This window comes from Armatimonadota bacterium, assembly GCA_013359125.1.
Taxonomy (GTDB): Bacteria; Armatimonadota; Fimbriimonadia; order Fimbriimonadales; family GBS-DC; genus JABWCR01.
The window spans coordinates 1-26,826 of sequence record JABWCR010000018.1; the positions used below are offsets into that span (position 1 = coordinate 1).

Sequence of the window (26,826 nt, forward strand, 5' to 3'; positions counted from 1 at the left end):
CCCCTTCTGTATCTTCCCCCCAAAATCTTCGATTTTAGGGGGAAGAATGGCCTGTACGGGAAGAGGGATCGGGCCGGGAGGGCGAGCGTCCTCGCGAGCCGAAAGAACGTGCCAGGCAGGAGCCTGGCGTTCCGATACAGCGGGCGTGGAGGAAGCGAAGAGGGCCGGCGGGGACGCCGGCGGTACTTTGGGGGCGCTAGGCAGGCACGAGGCTTGACCTTACGATGAAAGCCCGGTCAGCTGCACGATCAGCACGGTCGCGTTGTCGCTGCCGCCGTTGGCCAGGGCGCGGTCGATCAACTTCCAGGCGGCTTCGGACGGGCCGTATTCGGTCAGCGTTTGCGCCAGTTCTGTATCCTCTATGTGTTCGTTGACCCCATCGGAGCAGAGAAGGAAGGTCTCCGCGCCCGTCAACTCATAGGTTGCGACGTGAGGTTCGACGCCGGCTTGGACGCCCAGGGCTTGGTGCAGCGCGTTGCGATAGGGGTGGGTTTTGGCCTGTTCCTCGGTGATCGTGCCTTGTTTGACCCATTCGTGCACGATGGTGTGGTCCTCGGTCAGCATTTCGAACGCCCCGTCCAAAAGGCGGTAGCATCGGCTGTCGCCGACGTGGGCGATAATCGCTTTGTCTTGGCACAGGATGAGGGCGGTCAGCGTGGTGCCCATGCCGTTGCGAGAGGGGATGGTTTGCCCCATGCGGTAAATCTGGCTGTTGGCTTCCAGCACGGCTTGTCGGGCGGCGGTTTCGGGCGATCCGGAGCCGTGATAGTATTGGTAGAGGAAGGTTTTGCAGGCCAGTTCGCTCGCTATCTGTCCGGCTTCGTGCCCGCCCATGCCGTCGCACACTACAAAGACCGATCCTCGCGCCGCGAGCGCGGGCTCTTCTGTCGGAATGAAGAACTCGTACTTGTCTTCGTTGTTCTCGCGGGCTTTGCCGATGTCGGTTTTGGCGGCTATTTGGAAGATGGGCACAACGCGGAGCGGCGGCGCCTCGATCGGGTCGATCTCGGGTCGTGCAAGCTCCATGGTGATCTCTTCTGGCATGGGTTAAGCCTCGATGACGATGGGGATGACCATGGGCCGGCGGCTGAGCTTCTTTCGGCAGAAGATCTTGAGGGCGTTGGCCAGTTCGGAGCGCACGGCGTCCCAGTCGCGCTGTTCTTCTCGCACCAGTTCGTTTACCGTGGCGCGGGCGACCTCGATAGCGGCCTCTTGGTCGGTCTCGCTGTTCCAATCAAAGCCTCTCGCGATCACCTCCGGGCCGTATTGGATGCCGCCGCGCTCGGCGCTCAGCCCCACCGTAACGATCAGGATGCCGTCCTCCGCCATATGCCGCCGGTGGTGGATGACGGTTTCCGAAACGCCGTCGGGGGCGCCTTCTTCGATCAGCAGTCTTCCCGCGTGGACGGGTTCGGCCATTCGCGCGCCCTGTTCGTCAATGACAAGCCGACTGCCATTCTCAGGCACGAACATCTTTTCGGCGGCGTAGCCCATTTTTTTGGCGAGTTCCAGGTAGAGCAATTGGTGTCTGGGCTCTCCGTGCACGGGGGCGATGTATTCGGGCTTGGTGAGGGCGATCATCAGTTTCAGCTCTTCCTGTTGCGCGTGGCCAGAGACGTGCACGGGTTCGATTCGGTCGTAATAGACCTTGACGCCCAGGCGGGTGAGGCGATTGACCGTGCGCCAGACGAGGCTTTCGTTGCCGGGGATGGGCGTGGCGGCGATGATGACGCTGTCGCCCGCCTTGAGTTTGAGCTTCGAGTACTCTTCTTGCGACATGAGGGTAAGGGCCGAGAGCGGTTCGCCTTGGCTGCCGGTGGTGACGACCACGATCTCGTTGTCGGGGTAATCGTCGATGCGTTTGAAGTTGGTGTAGACGCCAGGTTTGGGCTTGATGTAGCCCAGCTCAATGGCGGCCTGCACGTTCTGCTCCATGCGCCGCCCCAGCACGAACACTTTGCGGTCGTAGACTTCGGCGACTTCGAACACTTGCTGAACGCGATGGATGTTGGAGGCGAAACTGGTTACGAGGATGCGTCCGGGGCATTCGTTGAAAAGCCAGAAGAGGGCTTCGCCGACTTTGCTTTCCGATTCGCCCCATCCGGGTCGCTCGACATTGGTGGAGTCGCTTAGGAGCAGTTTGACGCCGTCCGCGCCGATCCGCGCCAATCGAGTCCAATCGGTGATGGCGCCGTCCACAGGTGTGTGGTCGAACTTAAAATCGCCGGTAAAGAAGACCGTGCCTTCGGGCGTGTGCACGGCGATGGCCAGCGATTCGGGGATGCTGTGCGTAACTCGCACCGGCTCGATGCGAAAGACGCCGAGTTGGAACGGCTCGGCGGGATCGATCTCGATCAGTTCGGCTTTGACGCCCTTTTCGGCCAGTTTGTTGCGCACCAGGGCCAGCGTCATCTTAGAGCCATAGATCGGGCATGTTATCTTCTTTAGAAGGAAGGGCAGCGCGCCGGTGTGGTCTTCGTGCCCGTGGGTCAGCACGATGCCTTCGATCTCGTTTTTGCGCTCGATCAGGTAGGTGGCGTCGGGCGTTACAATGTCCACGCCGTGCATATCTTCTGTCGGGAACGATAGACCGGCGTCGACCACTACGATGCGATCTTGGCAACGAACGACGTTCATGTTCTTGCCGATTTCGCCGCATCCGCCGAGCGGGATGAATTCAATGGCCAATGGCCGCCTCCTTGAACTGCGTTAGGTAGCGAGAGCGCGAATCGACGCCGACATCGGCATCGGCGCCAGGGTCGATCCCGTGGAGCATCGCGCCCTGGCCGCGAGAAAGGTGGGTGATTTCCGTCGGTCGGTCTTCGGGGTCGCGGACTTGGATCAGGAGCGTGGTTCGCGCTTCGTCCGATCTATTGACGCCGGAGCCGTGAATGGTCAGATAGGTAAAGAAGAGCGCGTCGCCTGCGGACGCGGGGCAGGGGACAGCCGACTCGAGCGGGTATCGATCCACCGGCAGATGCCATCCGCCGTCAGAGTTGTGCTGCAGCGGGCCCAATTTGTGCGAGCCGGGCACAACGCGCACGCAGCCTTTCTCTTCGGTCGCTTCGTCAAAGTGGACGATGGCGGCCATCATGGTGTGCCGCTCGTGCGGAAAGAAGGGGCAATCCTGGTGCAACGGAAACGGCGCTCCCTTCTCCGGCGGTTTGACAAAGAGCTTGGCGTGATGGAGCTGGACGTTCGGTCCGATCAGTTGAGAGAAGGCTGCGGCCAGTTTCGGACTGAAAATCAGTTGCTGAAGGCTGGCCGAGTGGTATTGCGGATTGTGGCAATGGAGCAGCGCTCGCGGTTGATCGGTGATCTTTGCGCCGCTGCCCCAGCCTTCGTTGGCCGCGTTTTGAACCCTAGAAAAGAGCGCGTGAGCCTCCCGCCGCCATTCTTCGGCCTGCGCGGACGAGAAGAACCCTTTGGCTAGTACCCAGCCCTCTTCGTGGTACTGTTCGATCTGCTCGGGGCTCAAAGGCGATGGGGGTTCGGTCATGTTTGAGGTCCCCTATTATAGACCAAGCCGATCCCAGATCGAATCGATGCGACTTTTGACTTCGGGCGACATTGTGATCACGTCCGGCCATTCGCGCTGAAAGCCCTCTCCAGGCCATTTGTGCGTGGCGTCCAGGCCCAGCTTGCCGCCCAAACCCATGATGGGGCTAGTGTGATCGAGCACGTCGACCGGCCCCTTCACGATGCAGGAGTCGCGGGCAGGATCGACGTTCGCGCCCAGCCGCCAGATCGCCTCGTTCAGATCCTGCACGTTCACGTCCTCGTCAAAGACGAAAATGAACTTGCTGAACATCAACTGCCCCAACCCCCACAGCCCGTGCATCACCTTAAAGGCGTGCCCCGGATACCGCTTTTTGATAGAGACCAAGCAGACGTTGTGAAAGCAGCCGTGCACGGGCAGGTGCATGTCGATGATCTCGGGCATGGTGGTTTTGACCAAGGGCAGGAAGATGCGTTCGACCGCTTTGCCGATCCAGCCGTCCTCCATGGGCGGGATGCCGACGATGGTGGCGGGATAGACCGGCTTCGCTCGATGCGTTACCGCCGTTATGTGAAATACGGGGTACTCATCGGCGAGGCTGTAGTATCCCGTGTGGTCGCCGAACGGGCCTTCGGTGCATCGCTCGCCGGGGTTGACGATGCCTTCGATCACGATCTCGGCGTCGGCGGGCACCATCAGATCGACGGTTTTCGCCTTGACCATTTGGACGGGCTTTTTTCGGACAAATCCGGCGAACATCAGCTCGTCGATGGCGGGCGGCAAGGGTGCGACGGCGGCGAAAGTAAGAGCCGGATCGCCTCCGAGGGCGACGGCGACATGGATCGGTTGATTGCGCTCTTCGGCGCGGCGATAATGCTCGGCGCCCACCTTGTGCGCCTGCCAATGCATGGCGGTTTTGGCCTTTTCCAACACCTGAATCCGGTACATCCCGACGTTGCGCTTGCCGGTGTTGGGATCGTGCGTGAAGACCAAGGGCAGGGTGATATAGCGCCCGCCGTCCAGCGGCCAGCAGTGCAGGTGGGGGAACTCGAAAAGGTCGATCTGATCGCCCGTCTTGACGACCTCTTGAGAGATCGCCGAAGTCAGCAACTCGGGCGGCAACGACTTGGCGACGTTGAAGAGTTTGCCCAATTGAGGCAGGACTTGGGGGATGGAGAGCGCTTTGCCGAGGAGGCCTGGCCGCGGCTCGGGCAGCTCCGGCTTTAGCAGGTCGTCGATTTCCGCTGCGATCTCTTCAAAGTCGTCTACGCCCAAGGCCATGCTCATGCGCCGCCTGGAGCCAAAGGCGTTGATGCAAAGCGGGTATTGCGACCCGACGGGATTTTCGATCAGCAGCGCCGGCCCGTCGCTCTTCATCGCGCGGTCGGCCACTTCGGTGATTTCGAGATAGGGATCGAGGGGATGGGTTATGCGTTTGAGTTCGCCCTCTTGCTCCAAGCGCGCCAAGAATTGCTGATAGTCGGAATAAGCCATCGGGCAGAGTCTACCTGCCAGGGCTTTATGGGATTAGGGTTACCGGCGCGATGCGCTGGGCGGTGTCGAATCCGCCGAGCCGCATCAGGTGGGGGATGTTGCAGCGCTTGACGAGCTCTTCCGGGCTTCCGTTGCCGACTCCGACAAAGCGCGAGGGCAGCAGGCGCTCGAAGCCGACCGCGCCGATCAGGGCGCAGACCGCGTCCTCGCCTTCGGCCAGGACGCCGACTTCGCGATCGCCGTGCTCGGCCGATAGAAAGCGCAGAACGGCATGAACGGCGCGCGCTTTGTGCGCGGCGGGCGTCCAGTTGTAGGCGTCGTAATATTTGGAGGGTTGGACGGGAGGGGCGTGGAACTCCAGAACTCGGTAGATCGCGGCGTTCCGGGGTCGCATGCCCCCGATTGCGAGCGCCATTCTTTCGGCCAGGGCGCCGCCGGGTTCCCTTTCGCAGATGAGGACGGGGGCGCCGGGCCGGTCGTCGGCGACGACGATGATTCGCCGCCCTTCTTTGTGCATGGAGGCGCCCACGCCTGCGCCGACCAGGGCTCGAAAGGCGGCTCTGCCGTCTCTGCCGGCGTTGGGTTGCTCGCGGGCTCGGATGTTGGCGCGAGCGGCTTCCATTTTCCACTGTTCGAAGGCTTGATCGACCGACGAAACTCCAGCTGGACGCCGGAAGTCGTCCTTCCACACTCGATAAGCGCTCAGTTCAAACTCCGGCTCCTTGTCGATAAAGGGCTGATCGGGCGGGCCGAACTGCTTTGTAAGGAATTGATAGTAGGCGGCGCGGGCGGGCGGGCCGAACTGATGGCCTTCGTCGCAATGCGCATGGGCGAAGTTGGCCTCGGCGCCCAGAGTGCGGTAGACGGCGCGCGCCATGGGGACGATCTCCTTGGGGTTGTCCTTCGTCCAGTCGCCTGTGTCCGAGATCAGGAGCATTGGTCTAGGCGCGGCGAGCGCGGCGATCTCTCCGTTGCCGGCGAAGGTTCTTAAGGACGGCGCGTTTTCGCAAATGCATCCGCCCTGCATATGGGCCGAGACCATCTTGACGGGCACGCTGAGGGAGAGCCGCTCCTCGATGGCGGCCAGGATGAAGGTTTGCGTGCCGCCTCCCGAGATTCCGCTCATGCCGACGCGCTTGGGATCGACGTTGGGCAGCGAAAGGACAAAGTCCAGCGCGCGGCGCGAGTGCAGGGTCTGGAGCGCCATCTGGCTGAAGCCATAGAGCTTCTGTAGGTCGCTCGCTTCCCAATTGTGCGGAATCTGGTCGCAATCGTTGTATCCGACCATATCCCAAGCGAAGACGATATAGCCCGATCGGGCTAGCGTTTCGGCGCGGATCAGGTCGGCCTTGTTCAGGCGGCCTTCCTGAAAGTGGCCGTGCGCTTGGAGCATGGCGGGCCGTTTGCCGTTTTTTTTGGGCAGCCAGAGGCTGCCGGTTACGAACAGTCCTGCGAGGCTCTCGATGGCGACCCGCTCGAGCGTATAGTCGGCGGTTTCGCCAGCGGTCTGGCGCATGGGCGCTCGATAGTCGCGGTCGAGCATGGGGAAAAGGCTCGTCGCCAAGCCCGTTTGCGTTTTGAGGATTCGGGCGCGGGAGACCCACTCGGCCTTGTTGCTCGGCGGCAGAGGGATCATAGGCGTTTCGAGCGTTCTGGGTTGCACGTTCTAAGGTTCACCTACGGGGTCTGTGAATCCTTCCTCGCTGGTATAATTGTGGGCGTGAGCCACGAACCGCAGCTAACGCGTCGAGGTTTCCTCGCGATATCTGGATTGCTGGCTGTTGGCGCCCTCGGCTCACCAACCGCACATGGGAGGTCTCATCATATGCCCGACATCGTTCAGGTAACTGCAAAGCCTCTGCCCGAGAAGATCTTTGATACCGAAAAGGTCGGCATCTCGCGCAAGACTCACGAAGAGCATCATAAGCTTTACCAAGGATACGTCAACAAGACCAACGAGATTCGCAAGGCTTTGTCCGAATTGACCAGCGACGACTTTGGCAAGGCGAATCAGTCGTACAGTCTGATTCGCTCGCTCAAGGTGGATTACACGTTCGCTTTGGGCGGCGTCAAGAACCACGAGCTTTACTTTGACAATCTGGGCGGCGGCACGAGCGAGCCCAGCGCCGAGCTGAACGCGGCGATCGTAAAGGCCTTTGGTTCGTTCGATCGTTGGGCAGCCGATCTGAAGGCGACGGGCATTGCCGCGCGCGGATGGGTGTGGCTGGGCTACGATCACGAGGATGGCAGCCTGTTCAACTACATTGGCGACGCGCAAAACACGTTTCCTATTTGGAACGCCTCGGCCCTGTTGGCAATGGATACCTATGAGCACGCCTACTATCTGGACTTTCAGACGGCTCGCGCAAAGTATTTGGACGCTTTCGTCCAGATGATCGATTGGCAGACGGTGAACGCTCGGTTTGCCAACGCTCGAAAGTAGGTTTTTGGCCGTTCTGCTCGGTTTAGAGGCGTCCGCACAGCGGGCGCCTCTTTGTTACCGGTACAATATCCCTTGGGGAATCGCATGTTTGAAGATTTGGTGCCGTTGGTAGCCGTCGTTCTGATCTTTGGGCCGGTGCTCTTCAATAGTTGGGCAAGGCACAGGAGGGAGATGGCCCAGATTCAGGCTGCGAACGTTAAGGCGAATGAGACGGACAGGGCCGAGATCGAGCGGCTGCGAAGGGAATTGGCCGAGTTGAGACAGACCTCTACGGAGTTCGATTTGAGCCTTCAGGACAACATGGAGCAGCTTCGGCAGCGGTTGGAGCATTTGGAAGGTCAGCGGGCCAGCGTCGAGAATAGGTTGCCATAACGAAACATGGGATGCGAGATTGGCACGGTCATCATCGTCGGCATCGTTTTTGGCTCGATATTCGGCTCGCAAATCATCAGCGCCTACTTCAACAGTCGGGCCAAGATGCTGGAATTGGACGTGCGCCGGCGCGAATTGGAGGCGCAGTCGGGCTTGAAGGGCGACAAGAGCCTGGGACGGGACGCCAAATCAGTTTTAGAGCAGATTCAAAGAGAGTTGAGCGAACTGCGCCAGACATCGGGCGAGTTTGACATGAGCATCAACGCGAACATGGAGCACATTCAGGAGCGATTGCGCGACATGGAGCGCCGGATGCAAGAGATCGAACAGCAACAGCAGTTGAGGGGTTAGGCGTTGGGTTTCAAGACGATTATCGAGCCATTCCGCATCAAGGTCGTCGAACCGATCAAAATCACCGACCGCGCGCAGCGCGAGAAGGTCTTGGAAGAGGCGCATTACAACCTCTTTTTGATCAAGTCCGACGATGTGATGATCGATCTGCTGACCGACTCGGGCACTTCGGCGCTCAGCGCGGATCAATGGTCGGCGATGATGAAGGGAGACGAATCGTACGCTGGGAGCAGGAGTTGGGTGCGGTTTGAGCAGAGCGTCAAGGAGATATTTGGCTTTAAGAATGTAATCCCCGTCCACCAGGGCCGGGCTGCCGAGCGCATCCTCTTTGCCTCGGTCGTCAAGCCGGGCAACGTTGTGCCGAACAATGCTCACTTTGACACCACCCGCGCGAACATCGAGTATTTGGGAGGCGTCGCAATCGACCTTCCTTGCGCGGAATCTCGCGATGCGCAGGCGCGGCATCCCTTCAAAGGCAACATGGATGCAGAGGCTTTAGAGCGATTGATCCAGAAGGAAGGGCCGGACAACGTGCCTTTGGTGATGCTGACGATCACCAACAATTCCGGCGGCGGGCAGCCGGTCTCTATGGCCAATATTAAGGATGTCCGAACGATCTGCGATCGATACGGGCTGCCGCTCTATCTGGATGCCTGTCGGTTTGCCGAAAACGCTTACTTTATCAAATTGGGAGAGCGAGGATATGCCGATCAGTCGCCGCTAGAGATCGCTCGGGAGATGTTCAGTCTGGCCGACGGCTGCACGATGTCGGCCAAGAAGGACGGAATCAGCAACATTGGCGGGTTTCTTTGCAGCAACGATGATCGGTTGGCTCAGCAGGAGAAGGAGCTGCTGATACTGACCGAGGGTTTTCCGACCTATGGCGGTTTGGCGGGACGGGACTTAGAATCGATGAGCGTTGGGCTGTACGAGGCGTTGGACGAGCAGTACTTGCAGTACCGCTTTGCCTCCACCCGGTATTTGGGCGAACACATCTCGTCGCAGGGGGTTCCGATCATTCAGCCGCCGGGCGGACATGCGATCTACATCGATGCGGGCGCGATGCTGCCGCAGATTCCGGCGCATTGCTATCCGGGCCAGTCGCTAGCGGTCGAACTGTATCGCGAAGGCGGCATTCGATCGTGCGAAATTGGGACGGTGATGTTTGGAAAGCCCGATCCGGCTACGGGGCGCGAAACGCCTGCAAATCGCGAGTTAGTGCGGTTGGCCATTCCGCGCCGTGTCTACACGCAGAGCCATGTTGACTACACGGTGGAGGCGATACTGGCCGTTTACGAACGCCGCAGCGAATTGAAAGGATATCGGATTGCCCAACAGCCCGAGTTTTTGCGCCACTTTTCCGCATGGTTCGAGCCGATTCCTTAAGTCTGTTAGACGGGCTCTATCCTCGCCGCTGCTCTGGTTGCAGGGGATTCTCTCTAGATGGATTCTGCGAGCTCTGTCGTTCGGTATTGCCAGAGATCCGAGGGATCGCCTGTCGGCGGTGCGGCGCGCCGATAGAAGAAGAGGCCTGTTTGCATTGTTTCGGCGCCAGTTGGGCATTTGATACGGCTCGGGCGCCTTACGAGCATGAAGGTCCCGCACGTCGGGCAGTGCTCATGCTCAAATACGACCGATGGCAAAGAGCGTCGATTCCGCTTGGCAGGGCCATGGCCGAAGCGCACAAGGGTCGTTGGGGCGCTCCGATGAACTATGTCGATGCGATCGTGCCGATTCCCATCCATCCCAAACGCTTTCGCGATCGCGGCTTTAATCAGGCGGTCTTGCTGGCGAGGGAAGTTTCAGGCGCGATCGGAACGCCGATCATGGAGTCTGCGGTACGAATTCGCCATACGCCCGCTCAGGCAAGGATCTCGGCGGCAGAGCGATGGCGCAATCTTCAAGACGCGTTTCAAGTTCCTGATCGTGCGAGCGTCGAGGGTGCGAGGCTGTTGTTGATCGACGATGTTCTGACCAGCGGGAGCACGGCTCACCACTGCGCCGAGGCTTTGAAAGGGGCGGGTGCAAGGGAAGTGAGCGTGTTGACGGCTACCCGCGAACTGGCCAAAGACGTTGGGAACCTATCGCCGGTCGATGCGGTCTAAGGGTTTGTTGCTACCTCAAGGAAGGAAGGTTGGGTCCACAAGGACACAGCAAAAAAACTAAGCGGTCAACCATGGATCGCCCTCCAATGCAGGCGGCTCGTCTTGTTCCTTTGGCGAGCCGCTTTTGCCATGTATCGGGTATTATTACATCCCTAAACGGGGCGTGGCGCAGTATGGCTAGCGCGCTTGCATGGGGTGCAAGAGGTCCCCGGTTCAAGTCCGGGCGCCCCGACCACAAAGTGCGCCCGTAGCTCAATGGATAGAGCACCAGACTTCGGATCTGGGGGTTGGGGGTTCGAGTCCCTCCGGGCGCGCCATCAACTCATTTCGACGGTCCAGACCGACTTCGACGCGGCAATTGGAATGCTTGGACGGGCGCTCTGCGCAACATTCACGATCAAGTACGGCGTGGTATAACAAAGGCGGAGCGGGAACTCAGGGAGGCAGGCGATGAGGCCGCGAGCCAAGCCGTTGCGCGATACCGTGCCCGAAGCGCCGAAAGGCTTCGACGAACTACTCAACCAGGAGATGTTGCGAGGTATGGAACGCGCGAAGTTGGAAGAGCTGCAAAGGGCGAAGCTGAGAGGTTGGTCGACCGAGGACAAAGAAAGTCCGGATTCTGGGACCGATTAGTATCGCAGTGGAAGGCGAACAAGACGGTCTACAATCCGCCTTCGACCATTCGCAACTTCTATCAGAACTTCATCTTGCGCTATCTGTCGGGCGAGGATCTGACCGGGGTGCCGCAGGCCGCGCTCAAACTGATACGGGATCCTGCGCTTAGGCGGCGTCTGATGGCCGAGGGTCGCGTGGCCGGGGATCGGGCCAGCGACATCGGCGAGACGTTCCTCAAGAAACTTGACGAGAAGGCGGTCGAGGTCTATTCGGACGCCGATCGGCTTGCGGCCGCTATCATGAGCGAGGCGACCGGGAAACCGCCAGTTCGACGGTGATCATTTTGGCCATCGAGCTGTCCACGGCGACCTGTGCCATTCCGATCTGAAGCACGACGGTCGGCCACCGCTGGACTACAGTGATCTCGGCCCCGGGCGAGAGGCCGAGCGCGAACAGTTTTCTCCAATGGCCCAATTCGTCTCGCATGACCTCTGCGACGACAGCCGTTTGGCCTTTTTTGACCTCAGTTAGGTTCATGTTGAGCCTTTGACCCAAACCAGGATCGAATTCGCTTGAGCCAGTCCGGCTCTCGCGCTTGTTCGTAGCCGCATCGCGGGCACTTGACCAGTTTACAACCGCCAAAAGCGCCGCAACCGCTACAGGCCTTAGCGACCTGTTCTTCTTCCAACTCTAGCCCGCAGAAGCCACAAAGGGTTTTCATACCGTTATTCCAAGCGCGTTCAGCGCGATGCTCGTCAACCAGCCGACCGCTACTGCGATCAGGAGCGTAAAGGCCAGCATTCCAAAGGCCATTTTACTGCCTCGCTCGCGGAAAGTGATGAGAAACTGTGCGATGCAAGGCACGAAGAGGGTCAAAGTGATCGAAGCGACCAGGAGTTGGTTGCCTGTCAGAAGGTTGTTCTCTTGAAGTTGGAAAAGCCCGGCAGCGCCGTAGTCGCGTCTGAAGAACCCAAATAGAAACGCGACGGCGGCTTCGGAGGGCAGTTCCAAGAGTCTCACCAGGGGTTGAATCGCCGCGATTGCGAGGTCGAACAGCCCAATTATCTGTCCTAGCCAGACGACCGCGCTGGCGATGACGAACAGCGGGAACACTTCCATAAAGTACCATTGCAGGCGCGATAAGGTCTTGGCGATCACGTTGCCAATGTTGGGGAAGCGCATAGGCGGAATGTCCATGTAGAACGGCGCCGATTGTCCAGGCAGCGCCTTGGCCGCCAAGAACCCTGCAAACAGAAAGACCAGGCAAAGCACTCCCGCCCAGATCGCTAAGCCTGTCGGATGTTTGCTGAGCAGAGCCAGCACGACGCCTAACTGAGCGGAGCATGGGATGGTGAGGCTTAAAAGCATGGTCGTTATAACCCGTTCGCGGCGAGTCTCTAAGACTCGGGTTACGACGGTCGCCATGGTATCGCATCCAAAACCCAGCACTATCGGGATCACAGCGCGACCGTTGAGGCCCATTTTCTTGAATGCGCGGTCGATCAAGAGCGCTAGGCGGGGCAGATAGCCCGAATCCTCTAAGAGAGCGAACACGAGGAAGAAGAAAGTTACGATTGGCAACACCAGCGCTATGGCATAGGTAACGCCCAGAGTCCAGACGCCGTACTCGCCGACAAGCAGTTCCTGGATCGGGGCGAAGGGAATCAGGCGTTCGACCCAGCCCGAAACCCAAGGGTTGACGTACTCGCCGAACAGCCCGCTCTCGATCAGCTCGACCACTGTGCCCGCGCCGAAAATGCCTACGAACTGATAGAGGCCAAAATAGAGCGCCGCAAAAAGAAAAGGCAAGCCGTAGATGGGATGCATACAGACCCTGCCGAGCCAGTCTGCGAACGTCCTTTGCTTGCGCTCTTCTGTGCCGATTGCGATGCCGTCCGAGACGCTTTTGGCCCATGCTTGTCTGGCTTGGGCGATGATCCAGTCGGCGGGCATATCGAGGTCGGCGCGGATTCGATCGATCTGGGGTGCGACAGTGTGGGGAAGTTCTTTGGCAAGTTCCTCGTCGCCTTGAAGCAGCAAGATGGCTTTTGCTCTGCCGGTAGCCGATTCATCGCCGATGGCTCGTTCGATCTCTATGATCGCGCTCTCGATCCGCGGATCGTAGTCGACCGGTCGTTCAGCGATTGAAGAAGCCATGAATCTCCTGGCGGATTTCGCTTACGCCTCGATTTTGAAGGCAAGCGGCGCAGATAACGGGTATCCGCAATCGGGATTGAAGGGCGGCCTGGTCGATGCGCTGGTTTCGTTTTTCTAATTCGTCCACCATGTTGACGATAAGGACGATGGGAAGGTTGGCCTCGATCAGTTCGCCCGTCAGCGGCAACATTCGGTCTAGGCATTTGGCATCGACGATGTGGAGCACGAGGGCGTCCTTGGATTTCAGGAGCATGTTTCTTGCCACGCGCTCTTCGTCGGTAATCGGGTTGAGCGAGTACATTCCCGGCGTGTCGATGATTCGATAGGTCTGTCCGCGATGCCGCATGACGCCTTTTGAGATCTCAACCGTGGTGCCCGGGTAGTTGGAAACGGTAACGTATCGACCGGTGAGGCGATGGAAGAGCAGGCTCTTGCCCACGTTGGGATTGCCAACGATCAGCACGGTGCGCTCTGATGCGCTTTCGTCCTTGGCGCGCCGCTTAGCCCTCAGCATCTTGCCTATGTTCATTCGGGTTCGTCAAGATTATATTGTTTAGCATGGCTAAATGTCAAGCCTCGTCGAACGGTTCGATGTGGATCAGCGCTTCGACGACCCTTGGTTGCGCCGCTCGGATAGCGTCTTTCACATCGTGAGCGATCTGGTGGCCGGACGAAACGCTGAGACTGCCGTCCACCTCGACGTGCAGATCGACATAGTAATCCAAGCCCATTTTTCGGACGAAGCATTTATCGGTACCGAGCACGCCGGGCACGTTTTCTGCCGCTTGTCGGACGGCGGCCTCAATGGCTGGATCGGGCGCGACATCGGTCAGTTCGTCGATCGCTGGGCGGCCCAATCGATAGGCGTTGTAGGCGATGACGCCCGCGGCGACCAGCGCCGCCCAATCGTCCGCCGCTTCGTAGCCCGGCCCGAAGTAGAGGGCGATCAAGATTCCAAAGAAGACCGCCAAGGATGTGATGGCGTCGCCTCGATGATGCCAAGCGTCTAACATGACCGCGCCTGATCCGATCTTCTTGCCCGCCCTATGGACGATTCGGTACATCGTTTCTTTGATCGCCACGACGCCGATCAAAACGAATATGGTGAAAGGCTCTGGCAGGGCGTGGGGAGTTAGGATGTGTTTGATGCTTTGATAAACGATGATGGCTGCCGAAAGAAGCAGCGCTGCCGAGACGACGACCGAGGCGAGCGGTTCGGCCTTGCCATGGCCATAAGGATGATTGTCGTCCGGCGGTTTGGCCGCATATCGCAGTCCTGCCCAAACGACCAGCCCCGTTACCAGGTCGCCTCCGCTTTCGATCGCATCGGCGACAAGGGCGAAACTGTTGCCAATGGCTCCTGCAGTCCCCTTTGCCAGCGCAAGCACAGCATTGATCGCAAAGGCCAACATCACCAGACGGGCAGTGTGTTTGAGGACCTGGTTCATTATGCGGGAGCCACTCTGACCGCGGTTACCTTGTATTCCGGCGCAAGGGTCTGTTTGTCGCGAACATCGCTAGTGAGCAGATTGATGAGAGGCTCGGCGGAATGGAACGTAGAGAAGGCCTGTCCCTTGGCTACTTGGTCGGTGATTCGGACTGCGAGTTTGATCTGGCCTCGGCGGCTTTTAATCACGGCGAATTGGCCGTCGCTCAGGCCGAGGGCGCTGGCGTCTTCCGGGTGGAGGTCGAGGGTGTCGTTAGGTCTCAGTCGGGCGTTGGGCGTGCGCATGGTCATTGTGCCGGCGTTGAAGTGGTAGAGCGCGCGTCCCGTTACCAGGAGAATCGGATAATCTTCGTCGGTTGTTTCTTCGGTCGGCTCGTATTCGATACATCTGAATCGGGCTTTTTGGCCGTGCGCAAATTGATCCTTGTGGACGATCTGGGTGCCGGGATGTTCCTCGCTGGGGCAGGGCCACTGCAGGGATCGCTGGTCGAGGCGAGCATAAGCGATGCCAGCGCCGCCTGGCCAGACCTTGCGGATTTCGTTCCAAATCTCTTCGGCGGACGCATAGTCGAGCGCAACGCTTTTGCCCATGGCTTTGGCCACATCGCAGAACGGCTGCCAGTCGGGTTTAGAGTCGCCTTGAAGCGGTATGGCGGCGCGAACTCTTTGGATGTGCCGGTCGCCGTTCATGAATGTGCCGTCTTTCTCGTAAGACGAAGCGGCCGGGAAAAAGACCGATCCAAACTCGCGCGCCGTTTCGGTCATGAAGAGGTCCTGGATTATTATGAACGGGATGCGATTAAGGGCTTGGCGAGTGCGCTGCACGTTGGGGTTGGTCATCAGGATGTCATAACCGAACGCCCACAGCGCTTGCAAGCGTCCGTGTTCGGCGGCGTCCATCATTTCCAGCAGATTCATGCCCATTGTGCGGGGGATTGGATGGTTCCAGATTTTTTCGAACTGGTCGGCCTTATCGAGCAGCGGCGCGAATCCGGTCAGGTGGTTCGGTTCGCATCCCATGTGGGCAGAGCCTTGAACGTTGTTCTGGCCTCTTAACGGGTTGACGCCGGTACCGGGCTTGCCGATGTTTCCGGTCAACAGGGCGAGATTGATGAGCGACATGACCGTTTCGGAGCCTTGATGGTGCTCGGTGAGTCCCAGACCGTGGAAGGAGATTGCGGGCTTGTGGCAGGCGTAAAGTTCGGCGGCGCGACGGATGTCTTGGGCAGGCAGTCCGCAGATTCCAGAGGCTTTCTCTGGCGAGAATTGTCGAACAAAGGCAAGGTAGGTCTGAAGGTCTTCCGTGCGCTCGCGCACGAAAGCTTCATCGATAGCGCCGAGGTCGGCGATGGCGCAGGCGATGGCGTGGAACAGCGGTATGTTCGTGCCCGGAACCGGCCGCAGGTGGATATCGGCGATGGCGGCCAGCTCGGTGCGCCGGGGATCGATCACGATGAGGCGAGCGCCGTTCAGTTTTCGTTGCCGTATTCTGGCGCCGACGATCGGATGGTTTTCGGTTGGATTGGCGCCGCAGACGAGGATCGTTTCAGCCTGTTCGATGTCGGCGAAGCTGTTGGTAGCGGCTCCCGTGCCCAGCATTTCTCGCAAAGCATAGGCGCTGGGGGCGTGGCAGACGCGGGCGCAGCAATCGACGTTGTTGGTCCCGATCACGGCGCGGGCGAACTTTTGGGCGACGTAGTTCTCTTCGTTCGTGGCTCTTGCCGATCCAAGAATGCCGATCGAATCGGGCCCGTGGTCGTCTAGAATGCGGGTCAGCGCGTCTGCGGCGTGTTCGATCGCCTGCTCCCAATCAACTTCTTCCCATCGATCGTTCGTTCGAATCATCGGTCGGATAATCCTGTCTGGCGCGGTTACGTATTGAAACGCATACCGACCCTTGACGCAAAGGTGTCCCCGATTGACCGGGGCATCGAGCGCTGGGCGGATGTTGACGATGCGGCCGTTGTGGGTTCCGACCCTCATCTCGCAGCCGACGCCGCAATAGGGACAGGTCGTGCGCGTCCATTGATCGGCTCGGCCCGACTCTTTGTCCGTCAATGCGCCCGATGGGCAGGCATCGACGCACGCGCCGCAACTGACGCAACTGCTGTCGGCCATTTTGCCATGCGAATCGGGAACGATGCGAGTGAGTTCTCCCCGACCGACGACTTGCCAGACGAATTGGCCTTGAACCTCGTCGCAGATGCGGACGCAACGGTTGCAATGGATGCATCGATCCATGTCTACTCGGAGGTAGGTGTGCGATTCGTCCGGTTGCTCTCGCCGTTTGCCAGCCGGTTTGATGTCGTAGCGATCCAAACACATTTCAAACTGTGAATTCCCATCGCCTGGCGGAAAGTTCTCGGCAAGGAGGCTGAGAATCGTTCGCCGCTGTGCCTCAATATCGCTAGGATGGGTTTCGATCGTATCGCCTTCGAGCAGTTCGGTCGTGCAGGCTGCAACCGCTCTGCCGTTGGCTTTGACCATGCACAATCGGCAGGCGCCATACGGCTTGAGCCGCGGGTCGTGGCAGAGGGAAGGGAGTTCGATGCCCGCCTGAGAGACCGCGCTTAAGATCGATGCCCCCTGTTCGACCGATACGTCCAGGCCATTGATGCGGGCGGCTATCATGCGGCGAATTCCTCTGGGTATTTGTGCAGCACGGAGAGCAAAAAGTCGCCCAGTCCGCCGCCGTGCCCGCAAAGGCTGGCCTGTTTGAGCGCTTCGGCCAGTTCCATGAGGCGAGCGCGGCTTGCACCGTTGGCGAGCTCCCTAGCGGCGGCAGGGGCGCCTAAATGGCACGGAAGGCACTTGCCGCACGACTCGTCCGCGCCGAACCGCATTATGTGGAGCGCAAGGTCTCGTATGGAGGTCCTATCGTCGAACGCGATCATGCCTCCGTGGCCGACCGATGCGCCGATAGCGGCGAGTTCCTCAAATCCAAGCGGCGTTTCCAGTTCGTCCGGATGAACGACGCCTGCAAGCGGTCCGCCGATCAGCGCGCCTTTAAGATTAGGGACGCCGCCCGCAGAAGCGATGATCTTGGATACGGGTGCGCCGAACTCGACTTCGTAGAGGCCCGGCTTGCCAAAGAGCGAGTTGAGCGAGAGGAGCTTGGTTCCGCGGCTTTTGTTGAGCCCTCTCTGGGCATAGGCCTCGCCGCCATGCTGCGCGATCCAGGGCAGGTTATAGAGCGTCTCGACGTTGTTGACCAGGGTCGGCGCGCCCCAAAGCCCGTATTGACCGGGGAAGGGCGGGCGGACTCGGACTTCCGGTCGTTTGCCTTCGATGGAGTTGAGCATGGCGGTTTCTTCGCCACAGATGTAGCTGCCTTTGCCCATTACGATCTCGATTTGGAAGTCCGATTGGCTGTCGATCGCTGATTGCAGGGGAGTTTGGCACTGGGGATATTCGGCGCGAAGATAGACGAAGCCTTTGGTCGCTCCGACAGCGCGCATGGCGAGGATCAGGCCGTCGATGAAGCCGAAAGGGTCGCGCTCCATAATCGTTCGGTCGATGTAGGCGCCGGAGTCGCCTTCGTCGGCATTGGCGACCACGTATTTGACGGACGTCGGAGCGTCTCGGACGAGCCTCATTTTGCGCCCTGTCGGGAAGCCCGCGCCGCCTCTGCCGCGCAGTTGGGAGGCTTCGACCTCGCCAATTATCTGCTCAGGAGACAGGTCGAACGGTTGAAGCGATTGGGCGGGGTTTAGAAGCGCAGGGGTCACAATCGGGTCGTCGCAAAGCGTGTAGATCGCAGGCTCTGATGCAGTTTGGGCGGATGCAGGAGCCGCATAGCACTTGCCGAGGCAATGGACTTTGGAGGCTTCGCCTTTGTGCCAAATCTTAAGATCGCGATGTCTGGCGACAAAGCAGGCCGTGCCGCAACAGGCGGTTTCCAGCGCCGCTGCCTCTTCAAGATGATAGAATCCTTCGCTTGTGCCTGGCATGGCTTTTGAGTCTTTCTACCTATTCTACCTGTCAGGTTTATCGGCGATCTTTGCCGCCTGTTTGCCGAGATAGACGAGTTCGATCGTTGCGGCCGCTACAAACGAGACCGTGCCGACCAGTATCCCGGGCAGGCCGAACAGGACCCCCGCAACCAGCATCGCGCCGTTGGAACCAATGTTGATGGCCATACCGGTGTAGACTTTTGGGGTGCGTTGGGTTGCCACAAGGGCGCCGCGCGCCCAACTGCCTAGCGAGGTAATAAGCGGCAAAGCGATACAGATTTCGCAGCCTTGGACGACCAGAGGCCGCAGTTCGGGCGCCACTTTGAGAACGTGCTCCAGATAGGCGGGCAGGATGGGCGTAAAGGCCAACAATGCCAGGACGCCCGTCGCGCCTAAGCCGACCAGCCACGAAAACTGCCGCAATCGTCCGCTCGAAGTTTCGTACAATGCGACCGTTATCTCTTGCACGGCAAAGCACCAGCCTCGAATCACCAGCAGCGTCGAGAATATTACAGGCCAGGCGGCCAGGGTCATTTTGGGGTCGTCCAGGCGAGAGAGCGCCGCGGCGGTCATCGGCTGCGCTAAGAGAGTTAACAGCGTCGTGCCGGCCAAAGGCAAGTGGAATTTCAGGATGGCGCGCTGGCTGAGCGGCTGCCCCTCGACTTTGCCTGCAAAGTGTGTACGAACAAGGGGTCGGGCAAAGAGCGTGGTAACGAGCGCCTCAGAGATTACGGCAGCCATCAGCACGATGCCGAACACCTCCGAGCCTGTCAGGTGAGGCGCAAAGCGAATCAGCAGGAGCGCGGTTATCGCGGCAGAGCCTAAGCGGATGGCCGTGCCCCAAGAGACCAAGGACGACCGGCCCATCTTGACCAGAACGCCTTGATAGAATCGCCGCCAGCCGATGGCTGCCGTCCAGAGCAGCATGATCTGGAGCGCGGGCCGGGCCGAATCGCCAATGGGCCGTGGGGCATCCAATAGACTGAACACAACGACATTGTAAAGGGGGGTGAACGCCAAGAGAGCGGTCAACACGGTCAGCCAGAAGCAGAGCGAAACGGTGAATCGTCTGAGCGCCAGGAACGTGCCGCCGTCTTTCACCAACGCAATGCTCGTCGCTAACAGCATGATGACGGGGCTTTCGATGACCAGCGAAAGCGCCAGCGCGATGTTGCTGGCCGCCAAGTGGAGCGCGGGTTCGGGCAATCGGCCCAGGACTCCGTGCAGCAGAGGCCCTTCGAGCATCATGAAGGTGTAACTGAGGCCCAGCGGGAACCACTGCGAGGCGATTTTCGACAGGCTGTTAATCGCCGCCCACCGCTATGTCCAGAAACTTCTCATGCTCCGTCTCCCAAAGGTCGCCGTTCATCGGCGAGTATTCCCTTGCTGGGAAGGAGTTCGTTACAATGCTTCGGATTTCGGCGAGCGAGTTCAGTCGCCCGAGCGCAGCGTGCTGCAAGAGTCCGTTGCCGATCGCCGTGGCTTCCGACGGACCGGCAAATACCGGACGACCGGTCGCGTTAGCCGTCCATTGGCAAAGCAGCTCGTTCTTGCTGCCGCCGCCGACCATTCGTATGGAAGCCAGCCTGCGGCTCGTCAGCTTTTCGAGCCTATCGATCGTCCATCTGAATCGAAGCGCGAGGCTCTTAAGGATCGTTGCGGCTAAGACATCCGGCCCGTGCATCGTGCCATTCAGACGGTTGATCGCCTCAATCATAGAACTGGGCGCGAGCAAGGAGGGATGGTCGGGATCGATCAACGGAGCGGTCTGGCAGCAGGCTTCTGCGCCGGAGAGCAACGAGTCGTACTCGATTCCCGATTCCGACTTCAGCCGCTGCAACAGCCATAGACCCATGACATTTCGCAGCAGCCGATTCGTCCCAAACGCGCCCGCTTCGTTGGTAACGTTAGCGTTTAGCGCATCGTCGTTGATCACAGGACGCTCGGTTTCGATGCCGACCAGCGCCCAGGTGCCGCAACTGATGTAGGCATCGTCCGCCGCTATCGGGGCGGCGGCCACGGCGCAGGCCGTATCGTGTCCGGCGGGCAAGGCAACGTCCAAGCCAAACTCGACGCTCCTACCAAGGATCGATGCGGGCTGCTTGGTTTCTGGGAAGATCGCCGGATCGACGCCGACGGCTCTAAGCAATTCTGAGCATGGTTTTCCATCTGGGCTGTAGCACTGGCTTGTCGAGGCAATGGTTCTTTCGTTTGCCGCTATTCCAGATAGCCAATAGTTCATCAGATCGCTCATGAAGAGCAGGCGGGAATCGGGTTGTGGCGGATCGGCGGCCAATTGATAGAGGGTGTTGATCCGCATGAGTTGGATACCCGTTTGGCGGTAGATTCTCTCTCGTCCGAGCGTTTCCACGACCCTGTCAAAGGTCTTGACCGTTCTTTCGTCTCGATAGTGATAGGGGTTGCCGATCAGTTTGCCCTTTGGATCGATCAGACCGTAATCGACGCCCCATCCGTCAACGCCGACCGAATCGGCCAACTCGATCGATTGTGCCTTTCGGATACCCTCCGAAACATCGTAAAACAGGCGCAGCGCGTCCCAATGGAGCGATCCGGCAACAAAGACGGGCTGATTGACGAAACGGGCGACCTGTTGCAATCGAGCCTGACCGCCGTCAAACCCCACAAGACAGACTCGACCGCTCTCGGCCCCCAGATCGACGGCGATTGCGCTCCCCACGATGCGTCAGATTATACTTAGGTATACTCACCAGGACGATGCCCGCTCACGAATCCAACGAAACCGTCGTCATGGATGCCGAGGATGTTCGACGCGCTATCACCCGGATCGCGCACGAGATTTTGGAGCGAAACAAGGGCGGCAAGCAGCTAGCGGTCGTGGGCATTCTAAAGCGAGGAGCTCCTGTAGGCAAGCGATTGGCCTTTCAGCTTTCGCAGATTGAGGGTTGCGCGATACCGAACGGTTCGATCGATGTCTCTGCCTTTCGGGACGACGTAAAGCGGTCGCTGACGCCTGTCGGTCGCAATCAGAGCGACATCACGTTCGACTTGACCGGTCGAAGCCTTATCTTGGTGGACGAGGTGATTTACACCGGTCGCACGGTGCGCGCGGCGATGGATGCGGTGATGACGCTTGGGCGTCCCGCCAACGTACAATTGGCCGTTCTGATCGATCGCGGTCATAGAGAACTGCCGATAAGGCCCGATTATGTAGGCAAGAACTTGCCGACGGGGAGAAACGACTTTGTGCTGGTGAAGATGGCTGAGTTGGAGGGCGAGGATCGCGTGATCGTCGTCAAGAGCCGACCAGGATCGGAGCGCTGATGCCGAGCCTGGTTTCCATCGCGGATTGCCCGGTCGAGACGATTATCGAGCGGGCAGAGCATTGGGAGAAGAACACGCAGAATCCCGATCCTGCATTGAAGGATCAGACGGTCTGCCTGCTTTTCTACGAACCCAGTACCCGCACGAGGGTCGCCTTTGAACATGCGGCGCATAAGCTCAAGATGCGTCCGATCGCCATCGCGAGCGATTCCAGCAGCATTCAGAAGGGCGAATCGCTGAAGGACACGATCCTGACCCTTTGCGCCGAGGGCATGGATCTGATCGTGCTGAGGCACCATCAAGCGGGCGCCGCCGCCGAGGCGGCCGGTTTTGCGAGCGTGCCGGTGATCAATGCCGGCGACGGCGGAAACGAGCATCCGACACAGGCGCTGCTCGATTTGATGACAATAATGAAGCACAAAGGCAGGGTAGACGGCTTGAAGGTGGCGATTGTGGGGGATGTTCGGCATAGTCGGGTCGCTCGGTCGAACTTTCTTTGTTTGTTGCCTAGGGGAGCGCGCGTGGTTGCTTGCGCGCCGGAGTCGATGCTGCCGGACGCCGCGCCCGAGGGCCTGGAGATTACGACCAGTCTGGCCAAAGCGTTGGACGGCGCAGACGTCGTCATGGCGCTGAGAATCCAAACCGAGCGGCAGGACAGGGAAGCGATCGATTTGGCCGAATATGTGCAGAGCTACCAAATCCGCGCTCAGTCGCTCGCTTGGGCAAAGCCCGATGCGATTTTGATGCATCCTGGGCCGATGAACCGGGGCGTCGAGCTGACGGACGAGGTTGCGGACGGTCCAAGGTCGGTCATCGTCGAGCAGGTTCGCAATGGGCTTTTTATACGGATTGCAGCGACCGAATACGCTCTTGGTCGCTATTAGGCGTCAAGAAAGGACGAAGATGTGGAACAATAGACATTGGGTATCCTTGTCTAACGCTTAGCCAGCGACCCGCCCGTAATCGGGCGAGCCCAGAGCAAAATGGGAGATTGTAGCAAGAACATGAAGACAGACGCTGATGCGCCTCGATTGGAATCGGAGGTCGGACGATCTCCGTATGCCAAATCGCGCACGTCCGGCTCGTGCGTCTACCGAATTTACTACTCCTTCATTTTCTATGCTCGCGGTCGCAAGCCCATCCTCACCGATCCGCTTTCCTCTCGACTTAGGGAGTTCGTCGGCAACATCTGCGAGAAGTACGAGTACGAGCTGATCTCCTTCAATCAAAAGGATAACCAGGTTATTGTGATCTTGGGGGCAAAGCCGGTCAACAATCCGTCCGACATCGTCGGAAACCTCAAGCGGGGCGTCGCGCATTTGGCTTTCGAGGCTTTTCCCGAGCTTGAAAGTCAGCTGGGCAAGCGAAGTCTCTGGGCCGAAGGCTATCTGGTCGACACCATCAATTGGCGGCAATTAGAAGGCATCGTCGCCGCACGGGGCGGGGGCGAGCCAACGACCAAGTCGCCGCTGAAGAACGCGCAGGTCGAGGCATTGGTCGATAAGCTTCCATTGCCTCATCGAGAGGTCGTCGGTCTGCTTTATGGGCTGAAAGGCGAGAAGCCGCGCACGCACGAACAGGTTGCGTTGGCGCTCGGGATGACCCACGAAGAAGTCGTCAACGCCGAGCGGGCTGGATTGGCCAAGTTGAAGGCTTGGGCAAAGAACGGACCCGTCCACGATTGATCGCGTAGTACACTTATAGGCATCGTCCTTCTTAGGAGAGGTCTATGAGTCAGATTGCTCGAAATCTTTTGATCGTTACCTTTGCCGCTCTGGGAGTCTTCATCAGCGGCAATCTTTGGCTGTCGCACGCCAAGATTATTCAGTTGCCTTGCGGAGGCGGCGGGTGCAGCATGGTGTCGGCGTCCATCTATAGCGAATGGGCCGGCATTCCGACCGCGGCGCTGGGTCTGGTCTACTTTGCGGTGTTGGCCGCGATCGGTCTCAGCCGCGCTCAATATCCCGAGAGTTGGCTGTCGCATAGGATGTTCCTGAAGATCGCTTCGTTAATGGGCTTTGCAGGCTTCGCTTTCTTTACTTACATTCAGTTTGCGGTGTTGAAGGTGCCGTCGCCTTGCTGGTGGTGCCTGAGCGCGGCGGTTACCAATCTGGTCGCTACGTTGCTCGCCTGGACCGAGCGCGGATCGCCGCCCGCTATCGAGCGGCACAAGACGGCCCGTTTAGGCGCAGCGCTCCTGTCGGCGGCTCTGGTTTTGGCCGCTGGATCGGGCTACACCTACACACAGTACGTCCGACAGTTCAAGTCGACCACCCGCACACTGGACCCGGAGCGGGTTCGTCTGTTGACCGAGCGCGGCTGGATCAAGGGCAACCCGAACGCCGAGTTGACCGTGATCGAGTTTAGCGACTTCCAATGCCCCTCTTGCCAAGGCGCGTTCAACTATGTAGAGAACGACCTGTTGGGCGCTTTTCCAAGCAAGATCAAGTTCGTTTTTCGCCATTTTCCGCTCGTCGATCTGCATAAATTGGCCTGGCCGATGGCGACGCTGAGCGAGGAGGCCGGTCGAAAAGGCAAGTTTTGGGAGATTCACAAGCACATCTATGAGAATCAGATCAGTCTGACCGATTTGGACAAGGTACTGGACATTGCGCCTTCTTACGGACTGGACCGAGAGGAGATCAAGAAAGCCATCGGAGAGGATCGGCATTTCCAGAATATCTATCAGGATCACCAAGAAGGCGCAAAGTTAGGAGTCGATTCGACGCCCTACTTCTTTGTGCTGTTTCGAGGCAAGGAGTACGTTGCGCCCGGCATTCCTGCGTTCAAGCGCGTGATGGAGAAGCCTGAGATTAGGGAGTACTTGATCAGTCCATGAAGGGACGCTATCAGGCGCCCAAGGGCGCGCGTGACATTCTGCCGTCGGAGAGCCACAAATGGCGGTTTGTGGAGGATGCCTTCCGCGCCGTCTGCCGGGATTACGGCTATCGCGAGATTCGGACTCCGGTTTTCGAGCACAGCGATCTCTTTACCAGAAGCTTGGGCGATACGGCGGACATCGTCACGAAAGAGACGTACACGTTTGAGGATCGAAGCGGCCGGTCGCTGACCCTGCGCCCCGAGGGCACCGCGCCGATCGCGCGGGCCTATTTGGAACACAGCCTTGGCGCAGAGTCGGACTGTCTGAAGCTTTTCTACGCGATCAGCATCTTTCGGTACGAGCGGCCTCAAAAAGGGCGACAGCGCCAGGCGCACCAACTGGGCCTGGAGGTGATTGGACCGGAGAGTCCGACGGCCGATGCCGAGATCATCGCGCTGACGATGGACTTTTTCAAGCGTCTTGGTCTGCCCGACGATGCGTTGAGCTTGCAGATCAACAGCGTTGGGGATGCAACGTGCAGACCGGCCTACCGACAGGCGCTGTTGGAATATGCGCGGTCGAAGGAAAATCTGCTGTGCGGTCTTTGCTTGGACCGGATGGAGAAGAATCCTTTGCGTCTGTTGGATTGCAAGAACCCGGCTTGTCAAGAGGCAATGGCCGATGCGCCCGCGATCGATCCCTTTCTTTGCGACCAATGCCGAGCGAAGTTTGACGAGGTTCAGGCTCGTTTGAACGATCTGGGCGTCGCTTATCGGCGCAATCATCGTTTGGTGCGAGGCTTGGATTACTATACGAATACGGCTTTCGAGGTGTTGGGCGGGGCATTGGGCGCTCAGAATGCGCTTTGCGGCGGCGGTCGATATGACGGTCTGATTGAAGAGTTGGGCGGTCCTGCAACTCCGGCGGTCGGGGTTGCGATCGGGATTGAGCGGCTGCTGATTATGATAGAAGAGTTGGGAGTCTCGGTATCAGAAGAGCCTCGACCAGATCTGTTCATCATCCACATGGGCGCCGCGGCCAAGGCAAAGGGGTTTGAGATCGCCTCGTCGCTGAGACGAAAGGGCCTGGCGGTCGAGTTCGACCATAACGATCGGAGCTTAAAGGCCCAGATGCGTTTGGCGGACAAGTCAAAGGCTCGATTCGCGGCCATTCTCGGCGATGACGAGTTGGCTGCGGGCGCCATAACCCTCAAAAATCTTGACGCAAACGAGCAAGAAAGCGTCGCCCTGGCAGAACTCGCCCGACGATTGCAAAGGTAAACTTGGCCATGTTCCGAGCCAACGAGCCTAATCTTCGCAATATCCGGCAACTGACCTTTGGCGGCGAAAACGCCGAGGCTTACTTTTCGGCGGACGGACGCCGAATCATCTTTCAGTCGACCCGCCCGCCCTTCGATGCCGACCAGATGTTTACGATGAACGCCGATGGAAGCCATGTAAACCTGGTATCGACCGGCAAAGGGCGATGCACGTGCGGCTTTTTCTCGCCGGACGGCAAGAAGATCATCTATAGCAGCACGGATTGGAAAGACCCAAAACCGCCGCCGCCGGCCGATCGGTCTCAGGGCTATGTCTGGCCGTTGCATCCCTATCGCCTGTTTATGGCCAATGCGGACGGAAGCAACCGAGAGGCTTTGTCCGACGGCGATGCCTATTGTGCCGAGGCGTCGTTTTCTCCCGACGGCAAGAAGATTCTGCTGACCTCCAACCGCGACGGCGATTTGGATTTGTGGGAGATCGAACTGCGGACCAAGAAGTGGACGAAGCTGACCGATCAGCAGGGCTACGATGGCGGCGCGTTTTACAGCTGGGACGGCAAGAAGATCGTCTATCGCGCCTATCATCCTCGGAACCCAACGGAGATCGAGGAGTATAAGAGTCTGTTGGCCAAGAACCTGGTGCGGCCTAGTCAGATGGAGCTTTGGATCATGGATTCGGATGGACGGAACCGGCGGCAGATCACGCAGTTGGGCGGCGCGAACTTTGCGCCTTTCATGCGTCCGGGCAATCGCCAGATCATCTTTTCTAGCAACCACACAAACCCGCGGGGCCGAGAGTTCGATCTTTTCATGATCAATGTCGATGGTTCGGGTTTGAGCCAGGTTACAACGACGCCCGACTTTGACGGTTTTCCGATGTTCTCTAAGAATGGACGAAAGCTGCTGTTCTCGTCCAATCGCAATGCCAAGACCCCGGGAGAGACGAACGTGTTTATCGCCGATTGGGTCGATGTGAAGAGGTAATCC

27 protein-coding genes and 2 tRNA genes are annotated in these 26,826 nt (G+C 59.0%); 15 read left to right on the top strand and 14 right to left on the bottom strand.

Annotated features, from left to right (window positions below):
- Positions 1-219: 219 nt before the first annotated feature.
- Genes HUU60_09020 through HUU60_09040 form a run of 5 tightly spaced genes read right to left on the bottom strand, consistent with a single transcriptional unit; the run spans position 220 to position 6,656 of the window.
- Positions 220-1,026, bottom strand: coding sequence for a Stp1/IreP family PP2C-type Ser/Thr phosphatase (locus HUU60_09020; protein ID NUL82848.1), 807 nt, complete (start codon positions 1,024-1,026; stop codon positions 220-222).
- Between the two features lie 21 nt (positions 1,027-1,047).
- A complete protein-coding gene (locus HUU60_09025; GenBank protein NUL82849.1) occupies positions 1,048-2,688 on the bottom strand; it encodes a ribonuclease J in 1,641 nt (546 codons plus the stop codon).
- Entirely contained in the window at positions 2,678-3,499 is an 822-nt protein-coding gene (locus tag HUU60_09030) for a phytanoyl-CoA dioxygenase family protein (protein NUL82850.1), read from the bottom strand. The genes HUU60_09025 and HUU60_09030 overlap by 11 nt, the downstream gene beginning before the upstream one ends.
- Before the next feature lie 15 nt (positions 3,500-3,514).
- Positions 3,515-4,993 (bottom strand): menaquinone biosynthesis decarboxylase, encoded by a 1,479-nt coding sequence (locus HUU60_09035; GenBank protein NUL82851.1) that lies wholly within the window; start codon positions 4,991-4,993, stop codon positions 3,515-3,517.
- Positions 4,994-5,018: 25 nt separating this feature from the next.
- The gene (locus HUU60_09040; protein NUL82852.1) at positions 5,019-6,656 is read right to left on the bottom strand and encodes an acetylxylan esterase; all 1,638 of its coding nucleotides are present in this window, start codon (positions 6,654-6,656) and stop codon (positions 5,019-5,021) included.
- Between the two features lie 162 nt (positions 6,657-6,818).
- On the opposite strand from HUU60_09040, the gene HUU60_09045 reads away from it, so the two are divergent.
- The 9 genes from HUU60_09045 to HUU60_09085 all read left to right on the top strand — a co-directional run bounded on the left by HUU60_09045 (position 6,819) and on the right by HUU60_09085 (position 11,217).
- On the top strand, positions 6,819-7,436 hold the full coding sequence (locus tag HUU60_09045; GenBank protein ID NUL82853.1) for a superoxide dismutase: 618 nt from the start codon (positions 6,819-6,821) through the stop codon (positions 7,434-7,436).
- Between the two features lie 84 nt (positions 7,437-7,520).
- Complete coding sequence (locus tag HUU60_09050; protein NUL82854.1) at positions 7,521-7,808, top strand: hypothetical protein; 288 nt, start codon at positions 7,521-7,523, stop codon at positions 7,806-7,808.
- A gap of 6 nt (positions 7,809-7,814) precedes the next feature.
- Complete coding sequence (locus HUU60_09055; GenBank protein NUL82855.1) at positions 7,815-8,159, top strand: hypothetical protein; 345 nt, start codon at positions 7,815-7,817, stop codon at positions 8,157-8,159.
- A 3-nt stretch (positions 8,160-8,162) separates the two neighbouring features.
- Positions 8,163-9,545, top strand: a complete 1,383-nt coding sequence (locus HUU60_09060) for a tryptophanase (protein ID NUL82856.1) — start codon at positions 8,163-8,165, stop codon at positions 9,543-9,545.
- 233 nt (positions 9,546-9,778) lie between these two features.
- Positions 9,779-10,264: a ComF family protein gene (locus HUU60_09065; protein ID NUL82857.1), complete on the top strand. Its 486-nt coding sequence runs from the start codon at positions 9,779-9,781 to the stop codon at positions 10,262-10,264.
- Between the two features lie 157 nt (positions 10,265-10,421).
- Positions 10,422-10,499: transfer RNA gene (locus HUU60_09070), tRNA-Pro, on the top strand.
- A gap of 6 nt (positions 10,500-10,505) precedes the next feature.
- Positions 10,506-10,581, top strand: a tRNA-Arg gene (locus HUU60_09075).
- A gap of 133 nt (positions 10,582-10,714) precedes the next feature.
- On the top strand, positions 10,715-10,897 hold the full coding sequence (locus HUU60_09080) for a hypothetical protein (protein NUL82858.1): 183 nt from the start codon (positions 10,715-10,717) through the stop codon (positions 10,895-10,897).
- Entirely contained in the window at positions 10,852-11,217 is a 366-nt protein-coding gene (locus HUU60_09085; protein NUL82859.1) for a hypothetical protein, read from the top strand. Before HUU60_09080 ends, HUU60_09085 begins: the two co-directional genes overlap by 46 nt.
- On the opposite strand, the gene HUU60_09090 is transcribed toward HUU60_09085, so the two are convergent.
- Genes HUU60_09090 through HUU60_09130 form a run of 9 tightly spaced genes read right to left on the bottom strand, consistent with a single transcriptional unit; the run spans position 11,177 to position 21,134 of the window.
- Complete coding sequence (locus HUU60_09090) at positions 11,177-11,416, bottom strand: ferrous iron transport protein A (protein NUL82860.1); 240 nt, start codon at positions 11,414-11,416, stop codon at positions 11,177-11,179. The genes HUU60_09085 and HUU60_09090 overlap by 41 nt on opposite strands.
- Positions 11,403-11,600, bottom strand: coding sequence for a hypothetical protein (locus HUU60_09095; GenBank protein ID NUL82861.1), 198 nt, complete (start codon positions 11,598-11,600; stop codon positions 11,403-11,405). The genes HUU60_09090 and HUU60_09095 overlap by 14 nt, the downstream gene beginning before the upstream one ends.
- A complete protein-coding gene (locus HUU60_09100; protein ID NUL82862.1) occupies positions 11,597-13,036 on the bottom strand; it encodes a ferrous iron transporter B in 1,440 nt (479 codons plus the stop codon). Before HUU60_09100 ends, HUU60_09095 begins: the two co-directional genes overlap by 4 nt.
- Complete coding sequence (locus tag HUU60_09105; GenBank protein ID NUL82863.1) at positions 13,017-13,565, bottom strand: 50S ribosome-binding GTPase; 549 nt, start codon at positions 13,563-13,565, stop codon at positions 13,017-13,019. The genes HUU60_09100 and HUU60_09105 overlap by 20 nt, the downstream gene beginning before the upstream one ends.
- 40 nt (positions 13,566-13,605) lie before the next feature.
- The gene (locus HUU60_09110) at positions 13,606-14,484 is read right to left on the bottom strand and encodes a cation transporter (protein ID NUL82864.1); all 879 of its coding nucleotides are present in this window, start codon (positions 14,482-14,484) and stop codon (positions 13,606-13,608) included.
- The gene (fdhF, locus tag HUU60_09115) at positions 14,484-17,114 is read right to left on the bottom strand and encodes a formate dehydrogenase subunit alpha (protein NUL82865.1); all 2,631 of its coding nucleotides are present in this window, start codon (positions 17,112-17,114) and stop codon (positions 14,484-14,486) included. Before fdhF ends, HUU60_09110 begins: the two co-directional genes overlap by 1 nt.
- Complete coding sequence (locus HUU60_09120; GenBank protein ID NUL82866.1) at positions 17,111-18,433, bottom strand: NADH-quinone oxidoreductase subunit D; 1,323 nt, start codon at positions 18,431-18,433, stop codon at positions 17,111-17,113. Before HUU60_09120 ends, fdhF begins: the two co-directional genes overlap by 4 nt.
- 24 nt (positions 18,434-18,457) lie before the next feature.
- The gene (locus HUU60_09125) at positions 18,458-19,684 is read right to left on the bottom strand and encodes a hypothetical protein (GenBank protein NUL82867.1); all 1,227 of its coding nucleotides are present in this window, start codon (positions 19,682-19,684) and stop codon (positions 18,458-18,460) included.
- Positions 19,685-19,739: 55 nt separating this feature from the next.
- Positions 19,740-21,134 carry a rhamnulokinase gene (locus HUU60_09130; protein ID NUL82868.1) on the bottom strand — a complete coding sequence of 465 codons (1,395 nt, stop codon included), beginning with the start codon at positions 21,132-21,134 and terminating at the stop codon, positions 19,740-19,742.
- Positions 21,135-21,172: 38 nt separating this feature from the next.
- Here HUU60_09130 and pyrR point away from each other — a divergent pair, with 38 nt between their 5' ends.
- From pyrR to HUU60_09160, 6 genes are all read left to right on the top strand, one after another.
- Complete coding sequence (gene pyrR, locus HUU60_09135; GenBank protein ID NUL82869.1) at positions 21,173-21,739, top strand: bifunctional pyr operon transcriptional regulator/uracil phosphoribosyltransferase PyrR; 567 nt, start codon at positions 21,173-21,175, stop codon at positions 21,737-21,739.
- Entirely contained in the window at positions 21,739-22,623 is an 885-nt protein-coding gene (locus HUU60_09140; protein ID NUL82870.1) for an aspartate carbamoyltransferase catalytic subunit, read from the top strand. The genes pyrR and HUU60_09140 overlap by 1 nt, the downstream gene beginning before the upstream one ends.
- Positions 22,624-22,743: 120 nt before the next feature.
- Positions 22,744-23,424, top strand: a complete 681-nt coding sequence (gene tnpA / locus HUU60_09145) for an IS200/IS605 family transposase (protein ID NUL82871.1) — start codon at positions 22,744-22,746, stop codon at positions 23,422-23,424.
- A 44-nt stretch (positions 23,425-23,468) separates the two neighbouring features.
- A complete protein-coding gene (locus HUU60_09150; GenBank protein ID NUL82872.1) occupies positions 23,469-24,578 on the top strand; it encodes a vitamin K epoxide reductase family protein in 1,110 nt (369 codons plus the stop codon).
- On the top strand, positions 24,575-25,840 hold the full coding sequence (locus HUU60_09155; protein NUL82873.1) for a histidine--tRNA ligase: 1,266 nt from the start codon (positions 24,575-24,577) through the stop codon (positions 25,838-25,840). Before HUU60_09150 ends, HUU60_09155 begins: the two co-directional genes overlap by 4 nt.
- Positions 25,841-25,848: 8 nt before the next feature.
- On the top strand, positions 25,849-26,823 hold the full coding sequence (locus HUU60_09160; GenBank protein ID NUL82874.1) for a PD40 domain-containing protein: 975 nt from the start codon (positions 25,849-25,851) through the stop codon (positions 26,821-26,823).
- The last annotated feature ends 3 nt before the right edge of the window (positions 26,824-26,826 follow it).